The organism is Cellulosimicrobium sp. BMG9.23, from assembly GCF_059159985.1.
The window spans coordinates 103,452-124,154 of the sequence record NZ_JBZGBZ010000001.1; the positions used below are offsets into that span (position 1 = coordinate 103,452).

At 72.7% G+C, this 20,703-nt stretch carries 9 protein-coding genes; 6 read left to right on the plus strand and 3 right to left on the minus strand.

The features are described 5' to 3' along the window. Positions 1-38 precede the first annotated feature (38 nt). A complete protein-coding gene (locus tag AC4H2G_RS00440; RefSeq protein WP_494363812.1) occupies positions 39-2,009 on the plus strand; it encodes a glycoside hydrolase family 127 protein in 1,971 nt (656 codons plus the stop codon). Positions 2,010-2,037: 28 nt separating this feature from the next. Here AC4H2G_RS00440 and AC4H2G_RS00445 read toward each other — a convergent pair whose 3' ends face one another. Beyond that, positions 2,038-2,946, minus strand: coding sequence for an HhH-GPD family protein (locus AC4H2G_RS00445; protein ID WP_494363813.1), 909 nt, complete (start codon positions 2,944-2,946; stop codon positions 2,038-2,040). 204 nt (positions 2,947-3,150) lie between these two features. On the opposite strand from AC4H2G_RS00445, the gene AC4H2G_RS00450 reads away from it, so the two are divergent. The 3 genes from AC4H2G_RS00450 to AC4H2G_RS00460 all read left to right on the plus strand — a co-directional run bounded on the left by AC4H2G_RS00450 (position 3,151) and on the right by AC4H2G_RS00460 (position 13,271). Next, a complete protein-coding gene (locus tag AC4H2G_RS00450) occupies positions 3,151-3,936 on the plus strand; it encodes a hypothetical protein (protein ID WP_494363814.1) in 786 nt (261 codons plus the stop codon). Positions 3,937-4,427: 491 nt separating this feature from the next. Continuing rightward, positions 4,428-9,149, plus strand: coding sequence for an Ig-like domain-containing protein (locus AC4H2G_RS00455; protein ID WP_494363815.1), 4,722 nt, complete (start codon positions 4,428-4,430; stop codon positions 9,147-9,149). Positions 9,150-9,512: 363 nt separating this feature from the next. Further along, a complete protein-coding gene (locus AC4H2G_RS00460; RefSeq protein ID WP_494363816.1) occupies positions 9,513-13,271 on the plus strand; it encodes a PQQ-dependent sugar dehydrogenase in 3,759 nt (1,252 codons plus the stop codon). A 215-nt stretch (positions 13,272-13,486) separates the two neighbouring features. On the opposite strand, the gene disA is transcribed toward AC4H2G_RS00460, so the two are convergent. Continuing rightward, entirely contained in the window at positions 13,487-14,572 is a 1,086-nt protein-coding gene (gene disA / locus AC4H2G_RS00465) for a DNA integrity scanning diadenylate cyclase DisA (RefSeq protein ID WP_494363817.1), read from the minus strand. Positions 14,573-14,648: 76 nt separating this feature from the next. Next, a complete protein-coding gene (gene radA / locus AC4H2G_RS00470) occupies positions 14,649-16,118 on the minus strand; it encodes a DNA repair protein RadA (RefSeq protein ID WP_494363818.1) in 1,470 nt (489 codons plus the stop codon). Between the two features lie 113 nt (positions 16,119-16,231). Here radA and AC4H2G_RS00475 point away from each other — a divergent pair, with 113 nt between their 5' ends. Next, the gene (locus AC4H2G_RS00475) at positions 16,232-16,765 is read left to right on the plus strand and encodes a potassium channel family protein (RefSeq protein WP_494363819.1); all 534 of its coding nucleotides are present in this window, start codon (positions 16,232-16,234) and stop codon (positions 16,763-16,765) included. Positions 16,766-17,230: 465 nt separating this feature from the next. Further along, positions 17,231-20,407: a family 43 glycosylhydrolase gene (locus AC4H2G_RS00480; protein WP_494363820.1), complete on the plus strand. Its 3,177-nt coding sequence runs from the start codon at positions 17,231-17,233 to the stop codon at positions 20,405-20,407. Positions 20,408-20,703 lie beyond the last annotated feature (296 nt).

Genomic DNA, 20,703 nt, shown 5'->3' on the forward strand with positions numbered 1-20,703 from the left:
ACGACCCGGGCGGACGCGCCGCCCCCGGAGGTTCCCCCATGACCATGACCCCGTCGCGCCCGGCCGCGACCCCGCCCACCGGCGCCGCCCCCGCGGGCGACGGCGGGCGGCCGGTCGTCCCCGCCTCCGGGCGCCTGCAGCCGCTCGGCCTCGCGGAGGTGCGGATCACCGACGGCTTCTGGGCACGGCGCCAGGACGTGAACCGCACCGCGACCCTCGGGCACATCGAGCACTGGCTCGAGCGCGAGGGCTGGCTGCCGAACTTCGACCTCGCGGCGCAGGGCGGGCTCCCCGAGGGACGCCGCGGCCGGGAGTTCAGCGACTCCGAGGTGTACAAGCTGCTCGAGGCGATGGCGTGGGAGCTCGGCCGTCACCCGGACCTCGGGCTCGAGGAGCGCTTCGACGCGATCGTGCGGCGCGTCGCGGCCGCCCAGGACCCCGACGGGTACGTCAGCACGATGTTCGGCCGCCCCGGGCAGGGCGCGCGGTACTCCGACCTCGAGTGGGGCCACGAGCTGTACTGCCAGGGCCACCTCCTGCAGGCGGCGGTCGCCCGCGCCCGCACGGGCCACCCGGGCGACCTGCTCGTCCAGGTCGCCCGCGCGTCGGCGGACCACGTCTGCGAGACGTTCGGGCCGGCGGGAAACCAGGGCGTGTGCGGCCACGCCGAGATCGAGGTCGGCCTCGCCGAGCTGGGCCGCGCGCTCGACGAGCCGCGGTACTTGCGCCAGGCCGCGCTGTTCGTCGAGCGCCGCGGGCACGGGACGCTCGCCGACATCGAGTGGGGGCGCTCCTACTACCAGGACGACGTGCCCGTGCGCGACGCCGAGGTGTTCCGCGGCCACGCGGTGCGCGCGAACTATCTGGCGGCCGGTGCGCTCGACGTCGGGGTGGACTCGCGCGACGACGCGCTCGTCGAGGCCGTCGCCCGGCAGTGGGCACGGACGACAGCGGCGCGCACGTACGTCACCGGCGGGCAGGGCTCGCACCACCAGGACGAGGCGTTCGGCGAGGACTTCGTCCTCCCGCCCGACCGCGCCTACTCCGAGACGTGCGCCGCCGTGGGGTCGGTCATGGTCGCGTGGCGGCTGCTGCTCGCGCGGGGGGACGCGCGGTACGCCGACGCGATCGAGCGCGCGCTGTTCAACGTCGTCGCGACGTCGCCCGCGGACGACGGCCGGGCCTTCTACTACGCGAACACGCTCCACCAGCGCGTCCCGGGGGAGCCCGCCGCGACCGACGTCGCGAGCGCGCGCGCCGAGTCGTCCCTGCGCGCCCCGTGGTTCCACGTCTCGTGCTGCCCGCCGAACGTCGCCCGCACGTTCGCGAGCCTCGCGGCGTACGTCGCGACCGTCGACCACGGCGGCCTGCAGCTCCACCAGTACGCGACGAGCGAGGTGCGCGCGACCCTCCCGTCCGGGGCGGCGGTCGCCGTGGACGTCGAGACGGCCTACCCGGCGGACGGGCGCGTGCGCGTGCGGGTCGTCGAGGCGCCCGCGGGCCGCTGGGCGCTGACGCTGCGCGTCCCCGCGTGGTCGCCGACCGCGACGCTCACCGTGGACGACGGGGCGGAGCGCACGGTGCCCGCGGGCTCGGTGGCCGTGCCGGACCTGCGGGAGGGCAGCGTCGTCGTCCTCGACCTCGACACGTCGCCGCGCTTCCTGCGTCCCGACGACCGGATCGACGCGGTCCGCGGCTGCGTCGCCGTGCAGCGCGGGCCCGAGGTGCTGTGCGTCGAGTCGGTCGACCTGCCCGGCGGCCGCGACGTCGCCGACCTGCGCGTCGACCCCTCGGTGCCGCCCCGTGAGGTCGACGGGCGCGTCGTCGTGCGGGGTGTCGTCGTCGAGCACGGGCGGACCGCCCCGTGGCCGTACGCGCCGGGCGGCGCACGCCCCGGCGCTCGCGACGAGGAGGACGGGGTGGCGGGGATCGACGTGCCGCTCGTCGCCTACCACGACTGGGCGAGCCGCGGACCGTCGACGATGCGGGTCTGGCTCCCGACGACCTGAGCCGGCGGGCACGCTGAGCCGGGCGCGCTCAGGCCGGCAGGCGGTACGCGTCGCCGTCCTGCTCGACCAGGCCGTCTTCCACGAGGCTCGCGACGCACCGGTCGAGCTGCGCGGCGTCGGGCCACGACCCCGTGACGACGTCCCGGGGGACCGGCCCCGGGGCCTCGCGCAGCAGGCCCATCACCCGGCCCCGGACCTGGCGGTCCGTGCCCGCCCAGGCCTGGGTGCGGCGTCGGCCCGCGTGGGCGTCCGCGGGCCGGCCCGCGCGCCGCCACGCGCACAGGTCCGCGACGGGGCACGCGCCGCACCGAGGCGCGCGGGCGGTGCACACGAGCGCGCCGAGCTCCATGGACGCGGCGGCCCACAGCGTCGCTGCGTCGTCGTCCGCGGGCGCGGTGGCGTGGGCGAGGCGCCGCTCCGCCGCCGTGTACGACGGCGCGGGGAGCGCGACGCCGTCGACCGCCCGCGCGAGGACGCGCCGCACGTTCGTGTCGACGACCACGGCGTGACGGCCGTGGGCGAACGCGGTGACGGCCGCGGCGGTGTACTCGCCGATCCCCGGCAGCGCGCGCAGCGCCTCCTCGCCGGTCGGCACCTCGCCGTCGTGGTGGTCGACGACGGCCCGCGCGCAGTCCTGCAGGCGCAGCGCGCGGCGCGGGTAGCCCAGGCGTCCCCACGCGCGCAGGACGTCCGCCGTCGGGGCGTCCGCGAGGTCGGCCGGGGTGGGCCAGCGCTCCATCCACTCGCGCCACACGGGCTCGACCCGGACGACCGGCGTCTGCTGGAGCATGACCTCGCTGACCAGCACGCCCCACGCGGTCCGGTCGTCCGCGCGCCACGGCAGGTCCCGGGCCGTGCGCCGGAACCACCGCCCGACGGCGCCGCGCAGCTCGGCGTGAGCGTCCACGGACGGCCTGCGGTCGAGCGTGTCGGGCACCTGGGCGGCCCTCCTGGTGGCGGTGGCGGTTGGCGGGGCGTCGAGCGGCTGTCGGGACGTCGAGGGCCCCGGCCACGGCCCCATTGTGCCCCGAGGTCGGGGCGCCTCGGCGCGGCTCGGTCGGCATCGGCGCGCGCGGAACTAGCGTGGGCACGAGCGGGGTCGAGCGGTATCGGCCGACCCCTGGACGACCATCGACAGCCCGTGACCTGGAGGCCCTCGTTGAGCACGCCGCGGACGAGCAGCACCCCGAGAGGTGCCGACGCCCGACCCCCACGGGGCGTCCTCTGGCGCCGCCGCGTCGTGGCGCTCGCGCTCCTCGCCGCTCTCGTCGTGGCGCTCGTCCTGCTCGGGCAGGTCGTCGTCCGGGCCGTGCAGCCGATGCTCTCGGGCGACGGCGCGCCGCAGGAGGGGCGCTCGGCACCACCCACGCCCGAGGCGGCAGGGCCCCCCCAGGACTGCGGCGCCGCATCCCTCGAGCTCACCGTCGCCCCCGCGAAGAGCGAGTTCACCGAGAACGAGGCCGTGGAGCTCGCGGTGACGATGCGCCACGTCGGGGCGCGGCCGTGCCTCGTCGACGGCTCCGACGCGGTACGCCAGGTGCTCGTGCGCGCCGGGGACGAGCTCGTGTGGTCGTCGGCGCACTGCGCGTCCGGCGACAACCTCCTGCTCATGAGCCGGGGGGACGAGGTGTCGGCGACCGTGCGGTGGGACATGCGCCGTTCCGCGGAGGGCTGCGCGCCCGACCAGCCCGTCGCAGGGCCCGGCACGTACACGGCGCTCGTGAGCGTCGCCGCTGTCGAGGGGGCGACGAGCGACCCCGCCACGTTCACGATCCTCGGGCCCACGCCGACCGAGACGCCCGCACCGACCGAGAAGCCCGCACCGACCGAGACCCCCGCACCGACCGAGACCCCGGCGCCGGCCGAGACCCCGAAGCCGGCCGAGACCCCGAAGCCGGCCGAGCAGCCGGCCGAGCCGGCGGGCTGAGGGCACCTCGTCGACGGCGGATCCGCGGCACCCGGGTCACCGCGGACCGAAAACCCCTCCGTGATGTTTCGAGCGACACGCGAGACGCTGCGGATCCGTGATGCCTCCCCGCTGATCTCTGGGGCGCGGAATGGCGCCGATCCGGGAGAACTGGCCGATCTGCGGTCGGGCCTCGACGTCGACGCCTGCCGCTCGCTTCACCGAAAACCATTGCGGTCGAGTGGTCGGGCTGGTTGACTGACGAGCGGCTGGCGATCTCGTCGTCGAGACGGCCCAGGTGCTCACGGGGCGGTGGCACGGGGTGGCGCGCTGAAGCGCTCACCCCCGCTGCGCCGTCGTCCCGGGCGGGGACGTCTGGAGGACGGGACGCGAGCAGGGTGCGTGGTCGTCGCGGGTGCGACGGGGCGCGGCACGGGACGTCGTCGTCCCGCGCCGACGCGTCGGCGACGGTGCCCTGTCCCGTTCCGGTTCCCGATGGAGAGGACACAGTGATGTCGGGGAGAACGTTGAGAAGGGTCGTCGCCTCGGCGATGACGGGCGCGCTCGCCGTCACGGGCGTCGCGCTGGTACCGGCGTCCGCGCACGCCGACGTGCTGCCGGGCAACGAGAGCGACGTGGGGGTGTACACGAACGGCGAGACCGACTCGATGGACATCGGTGACCCCACGTACACGGGCCTCGACGCCGCCAGCGCGGCGCTCGCGCCCGGTGTCCCGTGGACCGCGGGGTCCATGCACGGGTCGATCTTCGACAAGGACCTGGCCGCGGGGGGCACCGACTACTACCTGGACCGCGTCCTGGGGGTCAGCGGGACGCAGGGCAACGGGGTGCTCCAGACGCGCGGGCGCTCGCTCTACCTGCGGGGCAACAGCAACTGGAACGTCATGGGCTTCGCCGGGTCCGCCTTCGCGGGCGGGCCGAACAACCTCGGCAACCTCTACACCGTGACGGTCCCGGGGCAGACCGTGACCGAGGTCGGGGCGCAGCGGTTCAACGCACCGAGCCACGCGAAGGCGCGGTATACGGTCGGCACCACAGGTGTCACGGCCGACCTCAGGAAGCTCGTCACGTACGACAACGTGGCGCTCACGACGATCACGTTCACCAACCCGGGCGCGGCCGACGCGTCGTTCACGGTCCGCGCGGCATCGCCGCTCGCGACGACGTCGACCGACGCGGCCGACGAGCTGACCGGCACGCGCACCCTGACGAGCGGTGCGAACAACGGCCTGGTCGACACGCCCTGGTCCACCGTGACGGTCGGCCTGAAGGCCGAGGGCTTCGAGCGGTCGGGCACGAACCTGGACCGTGCCGTGACGGTGCCTGCGGGCGGGTCCGTCGAGCTGTCGGTCGTGGGCGTCCTCGGGTCGGCCGCACTGCCGCAGTCGTTCGAGCAGTTCGACCAGTACGCGGCGATGGCGCCGGCCGAGGCGTTCCGTGACGGTGTCACGGCGTTCAACCGGCAGTGGGCGCAGGACATCCCGTACATCGACGTGCCGAGCGACGCCATCGAGAAGGCGATCGTCTACCGCTGGTGGGGCGAGCGCTACAACAGCCTCGACACCGACGAGCCCGGCTACGTGTACCAGTACCCGACGACGATCGAGGGCGTGAACCTGTACCAGAACTCGGTAGCCCTCACGCAGCCGATGCACCTGCAGGACACGAAGTGGATCCGCAACCCCTACCTCGGGTACGGGCAGATCCTCAACATCGGCGAGCTGTCCGGCTCGTCGGCGTTCCTCGACAGCCCGGGGCACACGAGCTGGAACAACCACTACTCGCAGTACCTCGGCACCGCGGGCCTCGAGGCGTACAACGTGCACGGCGGCGGTCCGGCGGTCGCCGAGCGCTTCGCGACGTACTTCGAGGGCGACGGCAAGGGCCAGCTCGAGCACTACGACGGCAACGACGACCACCTCATCGCGTACGACACGAACTACATGCCCGGCAACGACTCGGACGCCATCTCGTTCGGGTTCCCCAAGGTGAACGCCGGGGCACCGGGCGCGCGCACGATCGAGCGGCCCGAGTCGGCCTACGTCTGGGGCGACTTCGACGCGGCCGCGCAGCTGTACGCCATGTCCGGCGCCGACGACGCCAAGGTCGCCGAGATGCAGACCCAGGCGGACGAGATCCGGACGGCGGTCCTGGACCGGCTCTGGAGCGAGTCGGCACGCATGTTCCTCGCGGGCACGTCGCACGGCGCGCAGTCGGCCCCGACCTCGAACAACGGTGCGGTGAACCCGCTCCCGGAGTCCGAGCGGGACCTCATCCCGGCGCGCGAGTCCAACCTGTACGACGTCTACGCCCAGGACCTCATCCCGGTCGAGGACGCCGAGCAGTACGTCGACGGGTTCCGCTTCCTGCGCTACGGGGACAACTTCCCGATCTTCCCGTTCTACACGGCGAACCAGTACGACAAGACGAAGTACAACATCGGCGGGTCGAACAACTTCTCCAACATCAACTTCACCGTGCAGTACCGGGCCGTGCGCTCCGCGCTGCGGCACTACGACCCCGACCAGAAGTACGTGACGCCCGAGTACGCCGCACGGCTGCTCGACTGGATGGCGTGGAGCGTCTACCCGGGCGGCGACCTGCGCGCGCCGAACCAGGCCGAGTACTACTCGAGCTGGAACCCGGCCACGCAGACGTACAACCGCAACAACCCGAACCACGTGATGCTCGGGAACATGAACTACATCTACGTCGAGGACATGGGCGGCATCCAGCCGCGGTCCGACGACAAGATCGAGCTCTGGCCGATCGACCTCGGGTACGACCACTTCATGGTCAACAACCTGCGGTACCACGGCCACGACGTCACGATCGTGTGGGACGAGGACGGCTCGCACTACGGCCTCGGCGAGGGCTACTCGCTGTTCGTCGACGGCGAGCGCAAGGTGACCGCCGACGCGCTCGGCCGGTTCGTTTACGACCCGGCGACCAACGCGGTCGTCGAGTCCGACGAGGGCCTCACCGTGGAGGTCGTCGACGACACGGGCGCCGACGTGCCCACGGCCGTCGACACCCCGATCGACGACGAGCGCGTCGTGTCGTACCTGAAGACGGCCGGCATCGACCTCACCGAGGACGCGGAGAACCTGGCGCTCGGCGCCGAGCTGTCGTCGTCCGCGACGCAGGAGGGTCCGCGGCCGACGCCGTGGCGCCAGTTCCACACGCCCGGCTGGAGCACGGGGTCGATGAACTACACCCCGGGCGCGATCAGCACGACCGAGCAGCCCGTGTCCCTCGACGCGGTCACCGACGGCACGACCGTCAACGAGCCCTACTGGGGCAACTACGGGACCGAGGGCGACACCGGGTACGTCGAGCTCGACCTCGGCGAGCCGACGTCGTTCGACAACGTCAAGGTGTGGTTCGTCAGCGACCGGCAGGTGGACGGCTATCGCGAGCCGTCGCGGTACTCGATCCAGGTCCCGGACGGCTCCGGCGGCTGGACCACGGTCCCCGACACGTTCAAGGCGCCCAAGGTCCCGGGCCCGAAGTTCAACGAGGCGCTCTTCGAGTCGGTCACGACCGACCGCGTGCGCGTCGCCTTCACGAACACGCCGTCGTTCTGGACGGCGATCTCGGAGATCCAGGTCTTCGACTCCGGTCGGGACGTCCCCGAGGTGGTCAACGATGCGCCGACGGTCTCGGTGAACGTCGACCGCTCGACCGACGGCAACCTGTCCACGAGCCTTGTCGCCACGGTGACCGACGACGGCCTGCCCGACGACGGCGAGCTCACCTCCGGGTGGTCGACCGTCTCCGCGCCCGAGGGAGCGGGCGTGATCTACGGCGACGCCGCAGCGCTCAGGACCACGGTGACCGGCACCGAGCCGGGGACGTACGTCTTCCGGCTCACCGCCACCGACGGCGAGCTCACGACCGAGCGCGACGTCGAGGTCGAGCTCACCGAGAAGGCCACGTCGGCCGAGTTCGGTGCGCTCGCGACGATCACGACGAGCGGGTCGGCGTCGTGGGAGAACCCGCTGCGCGTCAACGAGGCGACCACCCCGGCGAGCTCGAACCCCGGCGCCGGCAACGGCTGGGGAACGTGGGGACAGCCCGCGAACGGGACGAGCCCGCAGAACGCGGCGTGGATCCGGTACGCGTGGGAGTCGCCCGTGCTCGTCGCGTCGACCGACCTCTACTGGTACGACGACAACGGCGGGACGCGCATGCCGCGCGCGGACACGTACGTGGTCGAGCACTCGCAGAACGGCACCGACTGGACGCCCGTCACGCTCACCGGTGGCTCGACGTACGCGGGCGCGCTCCAGCGCGACGCGTACAACCACCTCGAGTTCGAGGCCGTCGAGGCGCAGTACCTGCGGGTCCGGATCACCGGCGTGCAAGGCACGGGTGCCGGCACCGGCGTCCTGCGGTGGCGCGTCAACGGCGACACCGTGGACACCGTGGCCAGCCCGGTCGTGATGCGCACGGTGACCGGCGTGGTCCCGACGCTCCCGGCGGCGCTCGACGTCGTCTACTCGAGCGGTCGCCGGGGCACGGTCGACTTCACGTGGCAGCCGATCACGCCGGCCATGGTGGCGGAGACCAACGTCGAGCCGTTCACGGTCTACGGGACCAACACGACGTACGGCCTGATCGCCGAGGCGCAGGTCTACGTGCGGCCGGAGGACTCGCCGGGCGGCATCTCGATCCAGGGCGCCGAACAGTTCGAGCAGAGCGTCGACGTCGGCGAGCAGCCCTGGCTGCCCACGAAGGTGGCGGTGTCGTACAACGACGGCTCGCGCGACAACCAGGCGATCGGCGTCGAGTGGGGCTACGACGAGTCGGTCGTCGAGCAGCCGGGCGTCTACGTCATCCAGGGCGACCTCGTCCTGCCCGACTACGTGAGCACGGCCGGCACGACGACGACGACGCTCACCCTCACGGTCGGCGACGGCGGGCCGGTCGGGCCCGAGGTCTCGGCGACGGCGCAGGCGAGGTGCCTCGCGGGCAAGGTCTACGTGGCCGTCCGCGCGACCAACGACGACGACGCACCGGTCGACGTCGTGCTGACGACGCCGTACGGCTCGAGGGAGGTCGTGGACGTCCAGCCCGGGAAGAACGCGTACCAGTCGTTCGCGGTGCGCGCGACGTCGGTCGGGGCCGGCGAGGTGACCGTCACGGCGACCGACGGTGACGGCGCCACGACGACCGTCACGGAGGGCTACGACGCCGCGACCTGCGGCTGACGTCCCCGGCGAGCGGCATCTCACGGCCGGGTGGTGCGGGATCCGATCCCGCACCACCCGGCCGCGTGCCGTCCTGAGGCCCGTTCCGGCCGATCGCCACGGGGCCTTTACTTCAGACATCGCGACGACGCAACTGCGAGAATACCTACCGCCTTTGGTATTGGCATCGGCAAAAGTGCCGGGTAGGGTCGATCGCGTGACGCGGGAGATCTCTCTCGTCCGTCGCACGGGAGCTCTCGAGGCAGAGTGCTCCCAGCCTGTCTGGAGGTCCACCGATCCGTGCGGGGCGGCACGACGAACGGTCACGACGCCTTGCACACGATCCGGGCCGCCGGCTCCTCGATCCACGTCAAGGAGGACGTTGTGCACAGACCGACCATGGGCCGCCGCTGGCTGTCCCGAACCATCGCAGCGGCGCTGTCCGCCGCGGTGGTCGTACCACTGACGATCAGCGCGGCGAGCGCGCACCCCGGCCATGAGGAACAACCGTCCGCCGAGGAACCGGCGACGGACTGGAACCAGTACGAGAAGACCCTGATCTCGAAGAACACGGGCGAGCCGATCGACCTCGCCGTGCTGCCCGACTCGCGCATCCTGCACACCGCACGCGACGGCGTCGTGCGGCTCTCCGACCCGGCGACCGGGCGGACCACGCAGATCGCGGACCTCGACGTCTACTCGAACTCCGAGGACGGGCTGCAGGGCATCTCCCTCGACCCGAGCTTCGAGGAGAACAACTTCGTCTACATGGTCTACGCGCCCCGCGTGATGGAGGGCACGTCGCCGACGGGGGTCGAGTACCCCGAGACGACCCCGCAGGGGAGCGCGCCCAACTCGCTGCCCGCGGGCGAGGACGAGAGCTACTGGGACCAGTGGCTCGGCTACAACCAGCTCTCCCGGTTCACGTGGGACCCGGAGACCGCCACGCTCGACCTTTCCACCGAGCGCGAGATCATCAAGGTCGACGCCCAGCGCGGCCAGTGCTGCCACGTGGGTGCGGACATGGCCTGGGACGCCGAGGGCAACCTGTTCCTGTCGACCGGTGACAACACCCCCGCCGGCACCCCGGGTGCCAACGGCTACGCGCCGATCAACAACGCGCCCGGCATGAACCCCGGCTTCGACGCCCGACGTGGCGCCGGCAACACCAACGACCTGCGCGGCAAGATCCTGCGGATCAACCCGATCGAGGACCTCGCGGCCGACACCGAGGTCGGCCCCGACAGCACCTACACGATTCCCGAGGGCAACCTCTTCGACGGCGCCGAGCAGTCCGACCTCGTGCGTGAAGAGATCTACGTGATGGGTGTGCGCAACCCCTTCCGGATCGACTACGACCTCGAGTCCGGCTCGCTCTTCTGGGGCGACTACGGGCCCGACGCCGGCGCTGCGCAGGCCGACCGCGGCCCCATGGGCTACGTGGAGTGGCAGCTCACGACCGAGCCCCTCAACGGCGGCTGGCCGTACTGCCACGGCCCGAACGCCGCGTACAACGAGTGGGACTACGCGACCGGTACGCCGGGGGCGCAGTTATTCGACTGCGAGGCCGGACCCGAGAACAACTCGACGTGGAACACGGGTCTCGACCAGGTCCCGTCGGTCACCGCGCCGCAGGTCTACTACGGCGACAACCCGGGCGACCAGCCCGAGCTGCTCGACCCGCTGGTGGAGCTGGGCGGCGGCGGTCAGGCGCCCATGGGCGGCCCGATCTACCGCTACGACGAGAACCTCGAGTCCGACGTCAAGTTCCCGGAGTACTGGGACGGGCACCCGCTCATGGCGGAGTTCTCGCAGGACTACGTGGTGGCCTTCACGATGGACGAGCTCTCGTCCGCCGGTGAGGTCACCGCGGTCGAGGACTTCCTGCCGAACGACCACCTCGAGACGGTCAACCAGCCGATCTGGGACAACGTCATGGACATGGAGTTCGGCCCTGACGGCGCCCTCTACGTCCTCGAGTACGGCGACGGCTTCTTCCGCCAGAACCCCGACGCGGGCCTGTACAAGATCACGTACGGCTCCGAGAACCGCACTCCGCGCGCGTTCATCTCGGCCGACCCGATCTCGGGCAGCACCGCGCCGCTCGAGGTGACGTTCGACGCGTCGGCGACGACGGACGCCGAGACCCCCAACTCGGAGCTCACGTTCGAGTGGGACTTCGACGCCGACGGTGAGTACGACGCCGAGGGCGAGACGGTGACGAACACGTTCACCGAGCTCGGTCAGTACAACGTGCAGCTGCGCGTCACCGACCCGGGCGGCAACTTCGGCCTCGCGATCCAGCGGATCACGGTCGGCAACACCGCTCCGGAGATCACGCTGGACCAGCCGGACGGCGCCATCTTCACCTGGGGCGACGCCGTCCCGTACACCGTCTCGGTGAACGACGCCGAGGACGGCGACCAGCCGACGTGCCGCAACATCCAGTACACGTTCGGTCTCGGCCACAACACGCACGCGCACCCCGAGGTGAGCGGACGTGCCGCGGCCACCGAGGCGGGCTGCGGCTTCACGATCCAGACGAGCCCGGACGCGGTCGAGCACGGTGAGGGCGAGAAGATCTTCGGCACCCTCGTCGTGACGTACACCGACCAGGCGCAGGGTGAGGTGCCCGCCATCACCGCCGAGGCCACGCACATCCTCAAGCCCGAGGTGCAGCAGGCCGAGTGGTACGACGCGGCCGAGGGCGTCGAGGTCGTGGACGACGCGGCCGCCGGTGCCGGGAGCTACGTGACCTCTCTCGACGAGGGCGACTCGTTCTCCTACGCGCCGATCGCCCTGCACCACGCCCCGACCGGTGAGGCGATCAACGAGATCACCGTCCGCGGCAGCGGCGAGGGCACGGTCTCCCTGGGCTGGTCGGGCGAGGGCGCCGAGGCCACCGAGCCTCTCGCCGAGTTCGAGTTCACAGGCGAGGGCTGGCAGGACGTCGCGCAGACGTTGATGACGGTGCCGGAGGGCTCGGGCACGATCGTCGTGACGAGCACCGGCGGCGTCGACGTCGACCAGCTGACCTTCGCCGTCGGCGACGGCCCGGTCGACCCGATCACGGTCCCGGTGGACCAGGTGTCGATCCAGATGTTCTCGCTGATCCCCTGGGTCAACGAGGTCGGCCTGCCGGCCGTCCTGGAGCGCCTGTCCGAGATCGGGTTCGAGAACATCGAGCCGTTCGGCGGGAACTTCGCGGGCTACACCGCCGAGGAGTTCCGGGCGCTCGTGGACTCGTACGGTCTGAGCGTGAAGTCCTCGCACTACAACGTGAACGAGGGCACGTTCGACGACACGCTGGACTTCGTCACGACGCTGGGCCAGGAGTACGTGGGCTCGGGTGGCTTCCCCCAGCCGGGGATCGGCACCTACGAGAACACGCTGGCCACGGCCGAGGCGATGAACCGGCTCGGTGAGCGGACCGTGGACGCGGGGCTCGAGAAGTTCTTCGGGCACAACCACGACCAGGAGTTCCGCACGACGTACGAGCACGAGGGCGAGACCCTCTCGGCCTGGGAGATCCTGGTCCGCGAGACGAACCCCGAGCACGTGACGTTCCAGCTGGACGTGGCGTGGGCCGCGCACGCTGGAGTCGACGTGCCGGCGCTCATCGAGGAGTACGGCGACCGGATCGAGCTGCTGCACGTCAAGGACGCCACCGGTCTCAACGCCGGCGGTCGCCCGACGTTCACCAACCTCGGTGACGGCGACGTGCCGCTGCAGGAGATCCTGGCCGCCGCGCAGGAGGCCGGCGTCGTGTACTACGTCATGGAGTGGGACCAGGCTCCCGACGGCGAGGACTTCGCCACCACCGGGTTCGAGTACCTCACCGGCCTCCCGGCCGGCGAGAACGAGCGCACGGTCGCGGTGACGGCGCAGGCGAGGTGCCTCGCCGGCAACGCCTACCTCGCGGTCCGTGCGACCAACGACGAGGACGTCCCGCTCACGATCACGATCGAGACGCCCTACGGCAGCCGGACGTTCGAGAACGTGGCTCCGGGCAAGAACGCCTACCAGTCGTTCAACGCCCGGACCGACGCGTTCGACGCCGGGACGACCAGCGTCACGGCGACCGACGCCGAGGGAGGGACGGCGACGGTCGAGACCGAGTACGCCGCGCACAGCTGCGGCTGATCCGCTCCTGAGGGCGGGTGAGGCGGGGTCCGACTCCGCCTCACCCGGCCGGGAGACAGCGTGCCCGCCGCGGTCCGACCGCGGCGGGCACAGCGCTGTCCGGGTCCAGCGGGCGGCTCGGGTCGGTCGTCTCCCGCGCCGGACGGGCCGCCCGCGCCGGACGGGCCGCCCGCGTCAGACGGGCCACCCGCGTCAGACCGGACGGGGCGTCGGCGTCAGACGTAGCGCTCGAGGATGCTCGACTCGGCGAGGCGCGAGAGACCCTCGCGCACGGCCCGCGCGCGCTGCTCACCGACGCCGTCGACGGCCATGAGGTCGTCGATGCTCGCTGCGAGGAGCTTCTGCAGGCCGCCGAAGTGGGCGACGAGCCGGTCGATGATCGTGCCGGGCAGGCGCGGCACCTTGGACAGGAGCCGGAAGCCGTGGGGCGCGACGGCGGCGTCGAGCGCGTCGCCGCCGCCCGGGAGGTCGAGCACGCGGCCGATCTGCCCGAGGTCGAGCAGCTGCGTGGAGTCGAGGCCGCCGAGCGACTTCTGCACGTCGGCGAGGGAGCGGTCCTTGCGACCGAGGTCGACGTAGTCCCGGATGACGAACTCGCGGTCGGAGCCGATGCCGCCCATGAGCTCGTCGAGCTGGAGGGCGAGGAGCCGGCCGTCGGTGCCGAGCTCGATGACGTAGCCGGCGATCTCCTCGGAGATGCGGGCCACCATCTCCAGGCGCTGCACGACGGCGCACACGTCGCGGACCGTGACGAGGTCCTCGATCTCGAGCGCGGAGAGCGTCCCGGAGACCTCGTCGAGGCGAGCGCGGTAGCGCTCGAGCGTCGCGAGGGCCTGGTTGGCGCGCGACAGGATCGTGTCGGAGTCCTCGAGCACGTGCCGCTGGCCGCCGACGTAGAGCGCGACGATCCGCATCGACTGGCTCACGGAGATGACGGGGAAACCCGCCTGCTTCGCGACGCGCTCCGCCGTGCGGTGGCGCGTGCCGGACTCGGTGGTCTCGATCGTGGGGTCCGGGAGGAGCTGGACCGCGGCGCGCAGGATGCGGTTCGCCTCGCGGTCGAGCACGACCGCGCCGTCCATCTTCGACAGCTCGCGCAGGCGCGTCGCGGAGAACCCGACGTCGAGCACGAACCCGCCCGAGCACATCTCCTCGACGACGCGATCGAGCCCGAGGACGATGAGCGCGCCCGTGCGCCCTCGCAGGATGCGTTCGAGGCCGTCGCGCAGCTCCGTGCCGGGTGCCACGGCGGCAAGGGTTTCCCGGAGCAGCTCGTCGGGGTGCGCGGGGGAGGGGGCCACGACGAAATCCTACGCTGCGGCGCCCCGCCGGGCCCCGGAAGGCGCGGCGCAGCGCGGGAAACCGGTCACGATCCGGTCACGGTCGCGCGGGTGCCGGCGCACCCGAGCGGGCGAGCTCGAACGCCTCGCTGACGTGCCGAGCGGCGTGCACGGTCAGCCCGTCGACCGGCCGGGGGAACGACCCGCGCGGTACGACGGCGCGCGTGAAGCCGAGCCGCGCGGCCTCGGCGAGCCGGCGGTCCAGCCCGGACACCGGGCGGATGTCTCCCGCGAGCCCGACCTCGCCGAACGCCACGGTGCCGGGCGGCAGGGCCTCGTCCTCACGCGCCGACAGCACGGAGAGCGCGATCGCGAGGTCGGCCGCCGGCTCCGAGACCTTCGCGCCGCCGACGGTCGAGACGTACACGTCCTGGTCGACGAGCCGCACCCCGGCGTGCCGGTGCATGACGGCGAGGATCATCGCGAGGCGGCTCGAGTCGACCCCGCTCGTGGTGCGCCGGGGGTTGTTGAGCGAGCTCGGCACGGCGAGCGCCTGGATCTCGAGCGCGAGGGGACGGCGCCCCTCGACGGTCACGGAGATGCACGTGCCCGGCACGCCCGCGCCCGTGTGCGAGAGGAACAGCCCGCTCGGGTCGGCCAGCCCGACGATGCCGTCCTCGGTGAGGTCGAAGCACCCGACCTCGTCCGTCGGGCCGTACCGGTTCTTCACCGCCCGCACGAGGCGCAACCGCGAGTGCCGGTCCCCCTCGAACTGGCACACGACGTCGACGAGGTGCTCGAGCGTCCTGGGACCGGCGACCGAACCGTCCTTCGTCACGTGACCGACGAGGATCACGGGGAGGTCCCGGGCCTTCGCGACACCGATGAGGGCCGCCGCGACCTCGCGCACCTGGCTCACGCCGCCGGGCGACCCGTCGACCTCCGCCGACGCGATCGTCTGCACCGAGTCGACGACGAGCAGGTCCGGATCGGTGGCCTCGATGTGCCCGAGCACCGTCGCGAGGTCCGTCTCGGCCGCGAGCAGCAGGCCGGGCGCGAGCGCGCCGACGCGTTCGGCGCGCAGGCGCACCTGCCCGGCCGACTCCTCGCCGGTGACGTACAGGACCCGGCGCGGCGGCGTCGTCGGGCCGGGCGACGCGCCGCGCGTCGCGGTGGGCAGGTCGGAGCCGCCGGACGCGACGTTGCTCGCGACGGAGAGCAGGAGCGTGGACTTGCCGACCCCGGGCTCTCCGGCGAGCAGCACGACCGCGCCCGGGACGATGCCACCGCCCAGCACGCGGTCGAACTCCGCGACGCCGGTCGGCGTCGCGCGCGCGGCCTCGACGTCGATCTCGCCGATCGGCCGGGCGGGCGACCGTGTGGGATTCACCGCCGTCGTGCGCGGGCCCGACGCCGCGGGGGAGTCCTCCGTGACCGTGCCCCACTCCTGGCACTCGCCGCAGCGACCCACCCACTTCGCGGTCGTCCACCCGCACTCCGCGCAGCGGTAGGCGGGGCGGGAGCGCTTGGCGGAGCCGCGCGCGGGAGCGCTCGTGGATGACGTCACGCGCCCAACCTAGCCACGACCGCCGACACGACCGTCGACACGGCCCCCGCACGACCCACGACACGACCGCGTCGCCGCGCGACGGGACGCCGCGGACGCGGGATGCTGAGCGCATGCGCAGGCTCCCGCACGACAGCCCGTGGTGGACGGCGATCCTCACGCTCGCCTCGGTCGCCGCCTGTCTCACGGTCTACTACGGCGCTCCCCTGCCGCGCGACGACGAGTCCCCCGCCGCGCTCCAGGTCGTCGTCTTCGTCGGTGGGCTCGTGCTGCTGTGCGGGGTGCTCGCCGTGCAGGTCCGGCGGCAGCTGCGCGCCGGCGAGGAGGCCAGCGTGCGCGTGCAGTCGGTCGTGGGGCTGCTGCTGCCGGTCATCGTCTTCTTCGCGATCGCCTACTACGAGATGGCCGACCAGTTCGTCGGGATCGAGAACCGCACCGACGCGCTGTACTTCGCCGTCGTCACGCTCGGCACCGTCGGGTACGGCGACGTGCACCCCGTCGGGGAGGGCGCGCGGATCGTGACCATGGTGCAGATCGTGCTCGACCTCGTCGTGGTCGGGCTGCTCGTCTCCGTCGCGACGAGCCGGGCACGAGCCCGCGCAGCGCGTCGCGAGCACACCGCCCGCACCGAAAACCGGCAGGGCTGATTTCGGACGACCCGTATCACCGGCGCGGCGACGCGCGGCGCAGGATCCGCGTCGTCTCAACAGTCCCGGGCATCGCACCGCCTCAACGGTCCCATGTCTCGACGGTCAGCCCCGAACCGGCAACCGAAAACCATTGCGGGCGTGTTTCTGTGTGTGGCATCTTGGCCTGGCAAGCCCATCTCGACGAGGAGAGGTGCACGCCCGTGACGACGCGAGCGCGACGCAGCAGCGCACCCCACGTCCCGCCGAGCACCACGACGGTGCCGCTCCGGCGGCGGTGACGTGTCCGACCCCCGCGCCGCGGCGCGGGGACGCCACCGCCACGAGCCGGTCGAGCACCGGTCAGCGCCCGCCGGCACGGGCGACCCAGACCGTGCGTCCCGGGGGCCGAGGGAACTCCCGGGACGCGCGACCCTCTCCGCGCGAGCAGACGACGACGTCTCGCGCCGACCGTCAGGAGACCAGATGACCATCCATCACCGGGACGGGCGCTCGCGGACGCGAGGACGGGCACGCGGCGTCGCCGCACCCCTCGCCGTTCCTCTCGCACTGACCCTCGCCCTCGGTGCCGTCGCGGTGTCGGCGGGACCGGCGTCGGCGGCGGACCCGTACACGTTCACGAGCACGGAGAACCCGATCCTCGACGGCGGGAGCTACTACTCGGCCGACCCGGCTCCGCTCGTGGTTCCCGCCGGTGCGCCCGGCAACGACACGACCGAGGACCAGCTCTACGTCTACACCGGCCACGACGAGGCCGGGCCCCGCCAGAACGACTTCATCATGAACGAGTGGGGCGCGTTCGTGACGAGCGACCCCGACGCGGGGGAGTGGACCCACCACCCGTCGCTCATGCGTCCCGAGGAGGTCTTCGACTGGGCCACGCCCGGCCGCGCGTACGCGGGCCAGGTCGTGGAGGGTGTCGACGGCCGCTACTACTGGTACGTCCCGGTGCACGAGGCGGCGAGCCCGGCGTCCGACGCCTTCGGCATCGGCGTCGCCGTGTCGGACTCCCCGACGGGTCCCTGGACGGACCACGTCGGCGCGCCGATCATCTCCCAGCGCGTCCCGACCGCGAACACGATCCACAACATCGACCCGACGGTCCTGGTCGACGGGGAGGGGGAGGACGCGCGCGTCTACGTCTGGTGGGGCAGCTTCGGCAACCTCCGCATGCTCGAGCTCGGCCAGGACATGAAGACGCCGGTCGGCAGCGTCCGGACCGTCACCGGCCTCACGGGGTTCTTCGAGGCCGCGTGGGCGTTCGAGCGCAACGGCACGTACTACCTCGCGTACGCGGGCAACAACGCCGGCCCGACGTCGCAGTGCACCCCGGCGAACTACCACGCGTGCATCGCGTACGGCACCGCGTCCTCTCCGGAGGGGCCGTGGACGTACCGCGGGACGATCCTCGCGCCCGTCTCCTCCACGACGAGCCACCCCGGCATCGTCGAGCTCGACGGCGAGTGGTGGATCGCGTACCACACGGCCGACGCCGAGGGCGGGAACCACTTCCGGCGCTCGGTCGCGATCGACCGCGTCGAGTGGGACGACACGCAGACGCCGCCGCGCATGAAGCAGGTCGTGACGACGCCGGCCACGACGCAGGACACGACGCCGCGCGCGAACGTCGCGCAGGAGGCGACGGTCACGGTCTCGAACGAGCCTGTGCCGACGCAGTACTGGAAGAAGGCGCTCAACGACGAGATCGTCCGCCCCAACCCGCTGCCCCCGGACATGTGGGGCACGTGGACGGGCAGCAACCCGCCGCAGCAGTGGGTGCAGTACACGTGGGACCAGCCGATGCGCCTGGCGGGCTCGCAGATCGAGTTCTGGAACGACCAGCCGCAGGGGACCGGCGTCGGCGTCGCGGCGCCCGCGGCGTGGCGCATCCAGTACTGGGACGCGTCCGGCGGCGGCTCCTGGGTGGACGTCGCGAACCCCACCGCGTACGGCACCGGCACGGCCGGCTTCCAGGACACGACGTTCGACCCGGTCACCACGACCCAGGTCCGCGCCGTCTTCGACGCCTCCACCAACGGCAGCACGTACTCGGCCGTCGCGGTCGAGGAGTGGAAGGTCCTCGCGGAGCAGCCCGACGCCGTCGCGCCGCCCGCGATGACCGTCGAGGTCGGCGAGACCGAGCTGCCCGGCACGGTCCCGGTCACCTATCCGGGCGGCGGGACGCTGCAGGTCCCGGCGTCCTGGGACGCGGTCACACCCGACGACGTCGCGGCGCCCGGCACGTTCACCGTGGAGGGGTCCGTGCTCGGGTACGCGGGCGGACGCGTGAGCGCCGAGGTCACCGTGATCCCGGCGGAGGCGGTCGAGGGTGACGAGACGGCACCGGAGGTGGTGCTCACCGCGCTCGGGTCCGCGGGGTCGGACGGCTGGTTCCGGTCCGACGTGCGCGTGCGCGCCGACGGCGCGGACGACTCGGGTGGTCGCGTGGTGCTGTCCACGCAGGTCGACGACGCTGCGCCCGTCGTCACGGAGCCGACCCGCACGACCGAGGTCACGATCACGGGCGACGGCGAGCACCGCGTCGTCGCGACGGCGATCGACCGCGCGGGCAACGTGTCCGCCGAGGAGTCGCTCGACGTCCGGATCGACCGCGTGGCTCCGGTGAGCACCGGGACGCTCGACGCCGACGCCCGCACCGTCGCGGTCACGGCCACCGACGCGACGTCGGGCGTCGTGCGGGTCGAGTACGCGATCGGCACGGGACCGTGGACGGCCTACGAGGGGCCCGTGGCTGCGCCCGACGCGAGCCAGCACCGCGTGTCGTTCCGCGCGGTCGACGCGGCTGGCAACGTCGAGACGCCGAAGAGCGTGACGGTCCCCGCGGACATCTCGGGTCCGCTCACCGGCAACGTCGCACCGATCGCGACGGTGAGCGCGTCGTACACCGCGGGCTGGAACAGCGTCGGCGCGCTCAACGACGGCGCCGACCCGGCGAACCCGAGCCAGGCGCAGATCTGGGGCACCTGGTCCGGCAACCGCCCGGCGACCCTGTGGACCCGCTACGACTGGTCCCGCCCGATCCGGCTCACCGGGGCCGAGCTGAAGTTCTGGCGCGACTCCGCCCCGGGCAGCGGCGACGGCGTCAACGCGCCGGACGCGTGGGTCCTCGAGTACTGGGACGAGGCCGCGCAGGCCTGGGCGCCCGTCACCAACCCGTCGGCGTACGGGACGAGCACGACGGCGTTCAACACCGTCACGTTCGAGGCCGTGACGACGTCCCGGCTGCGCGCGACGTTCCAGGCGAACGGCAACGGCTCGACGTACTCGGCCGTCGCGGTCACCGAGTGGCGTGCGTTCGCGGACGACCCGGGCACGGGCGGCCCCGACCCGGACGTGCCCGTCACCGTCACGGCCGAGGCGCGCTGCCTCGCCGGGAAGGCGTACGTCGCGGTCCGCGCGACGAACGACCACGACGGTCCCGTCGACCTCGTCCTGGAGACGCCGTACGGCACCCGGTCGTTCGACGACGTCGCGCCCGGGAAGAACGCCTACCAGTCGTTCGCCGTGCGCGCGACGCAGGTCGGCGCGGGCTCCGTGGCCGTCCGTGCGACGGGCACCGTCGACGGCGAGACGGTCACGACGGAGGAGGTGGCCGAGGTCGCGGCGACCGACTGCGCCTGACCAGCGGCGGGCGGGGCGTTCACGACGCGCCCCGCCCACCGCGGTGCTCGCCCGCCGCCGGTCCGGCCCGCAACTTCCCGACACCCGGGGACGCCGCGCGGGACAGGGGCTCACGGCGTCCTACGCTGACCCCACCAGTCCCCGGGAGGTCGAGGGCGGACGCAGGAAGAGGTGAGCGTGGTGGGTCAGCCGACGAGCAGCCGACCGGCCGGTGGTCCGCGGGCTCAGGGTGGTGGCACCCGGCCCGGCACCGCCCCCGGCGCCGTGCCGGGTGCGCCCGGCTCAGCGCAGGGCCG

Bases quoted from the DNA above. Each gene is read 5' to 3' on its own strand.
- AC4H2G_RS00440 (WP_494363812.1), top strand. From the start codon at position 39: ATGACCATGACCCCGTCGCGCCCGGCCGCGACCCCGCCCACCGGCGCC.
- AC4H2G_RS00455 (WP_494363815.1), top strand. From the start codon at position 4,428: ATGTCGGGGAGAACGTTGAGAAGGGTCGTCGCCTCGGCGATGACGGGC.
- AC4H2G_RS00475 (WP_494363819.1), top strand. From the start codon at position 16,232: ATGCGCAGGCTCCCGCACGACAGCCCGTGGTGGACGGCGATCCTCACG.
- AC4H2G_RS00480 (WP_494363820.1), top strand. From the start codon at position 17,231: ATGACCATCCATCACCGGGACGGGCGCTCGCGGACGCGAGGACGGGCA.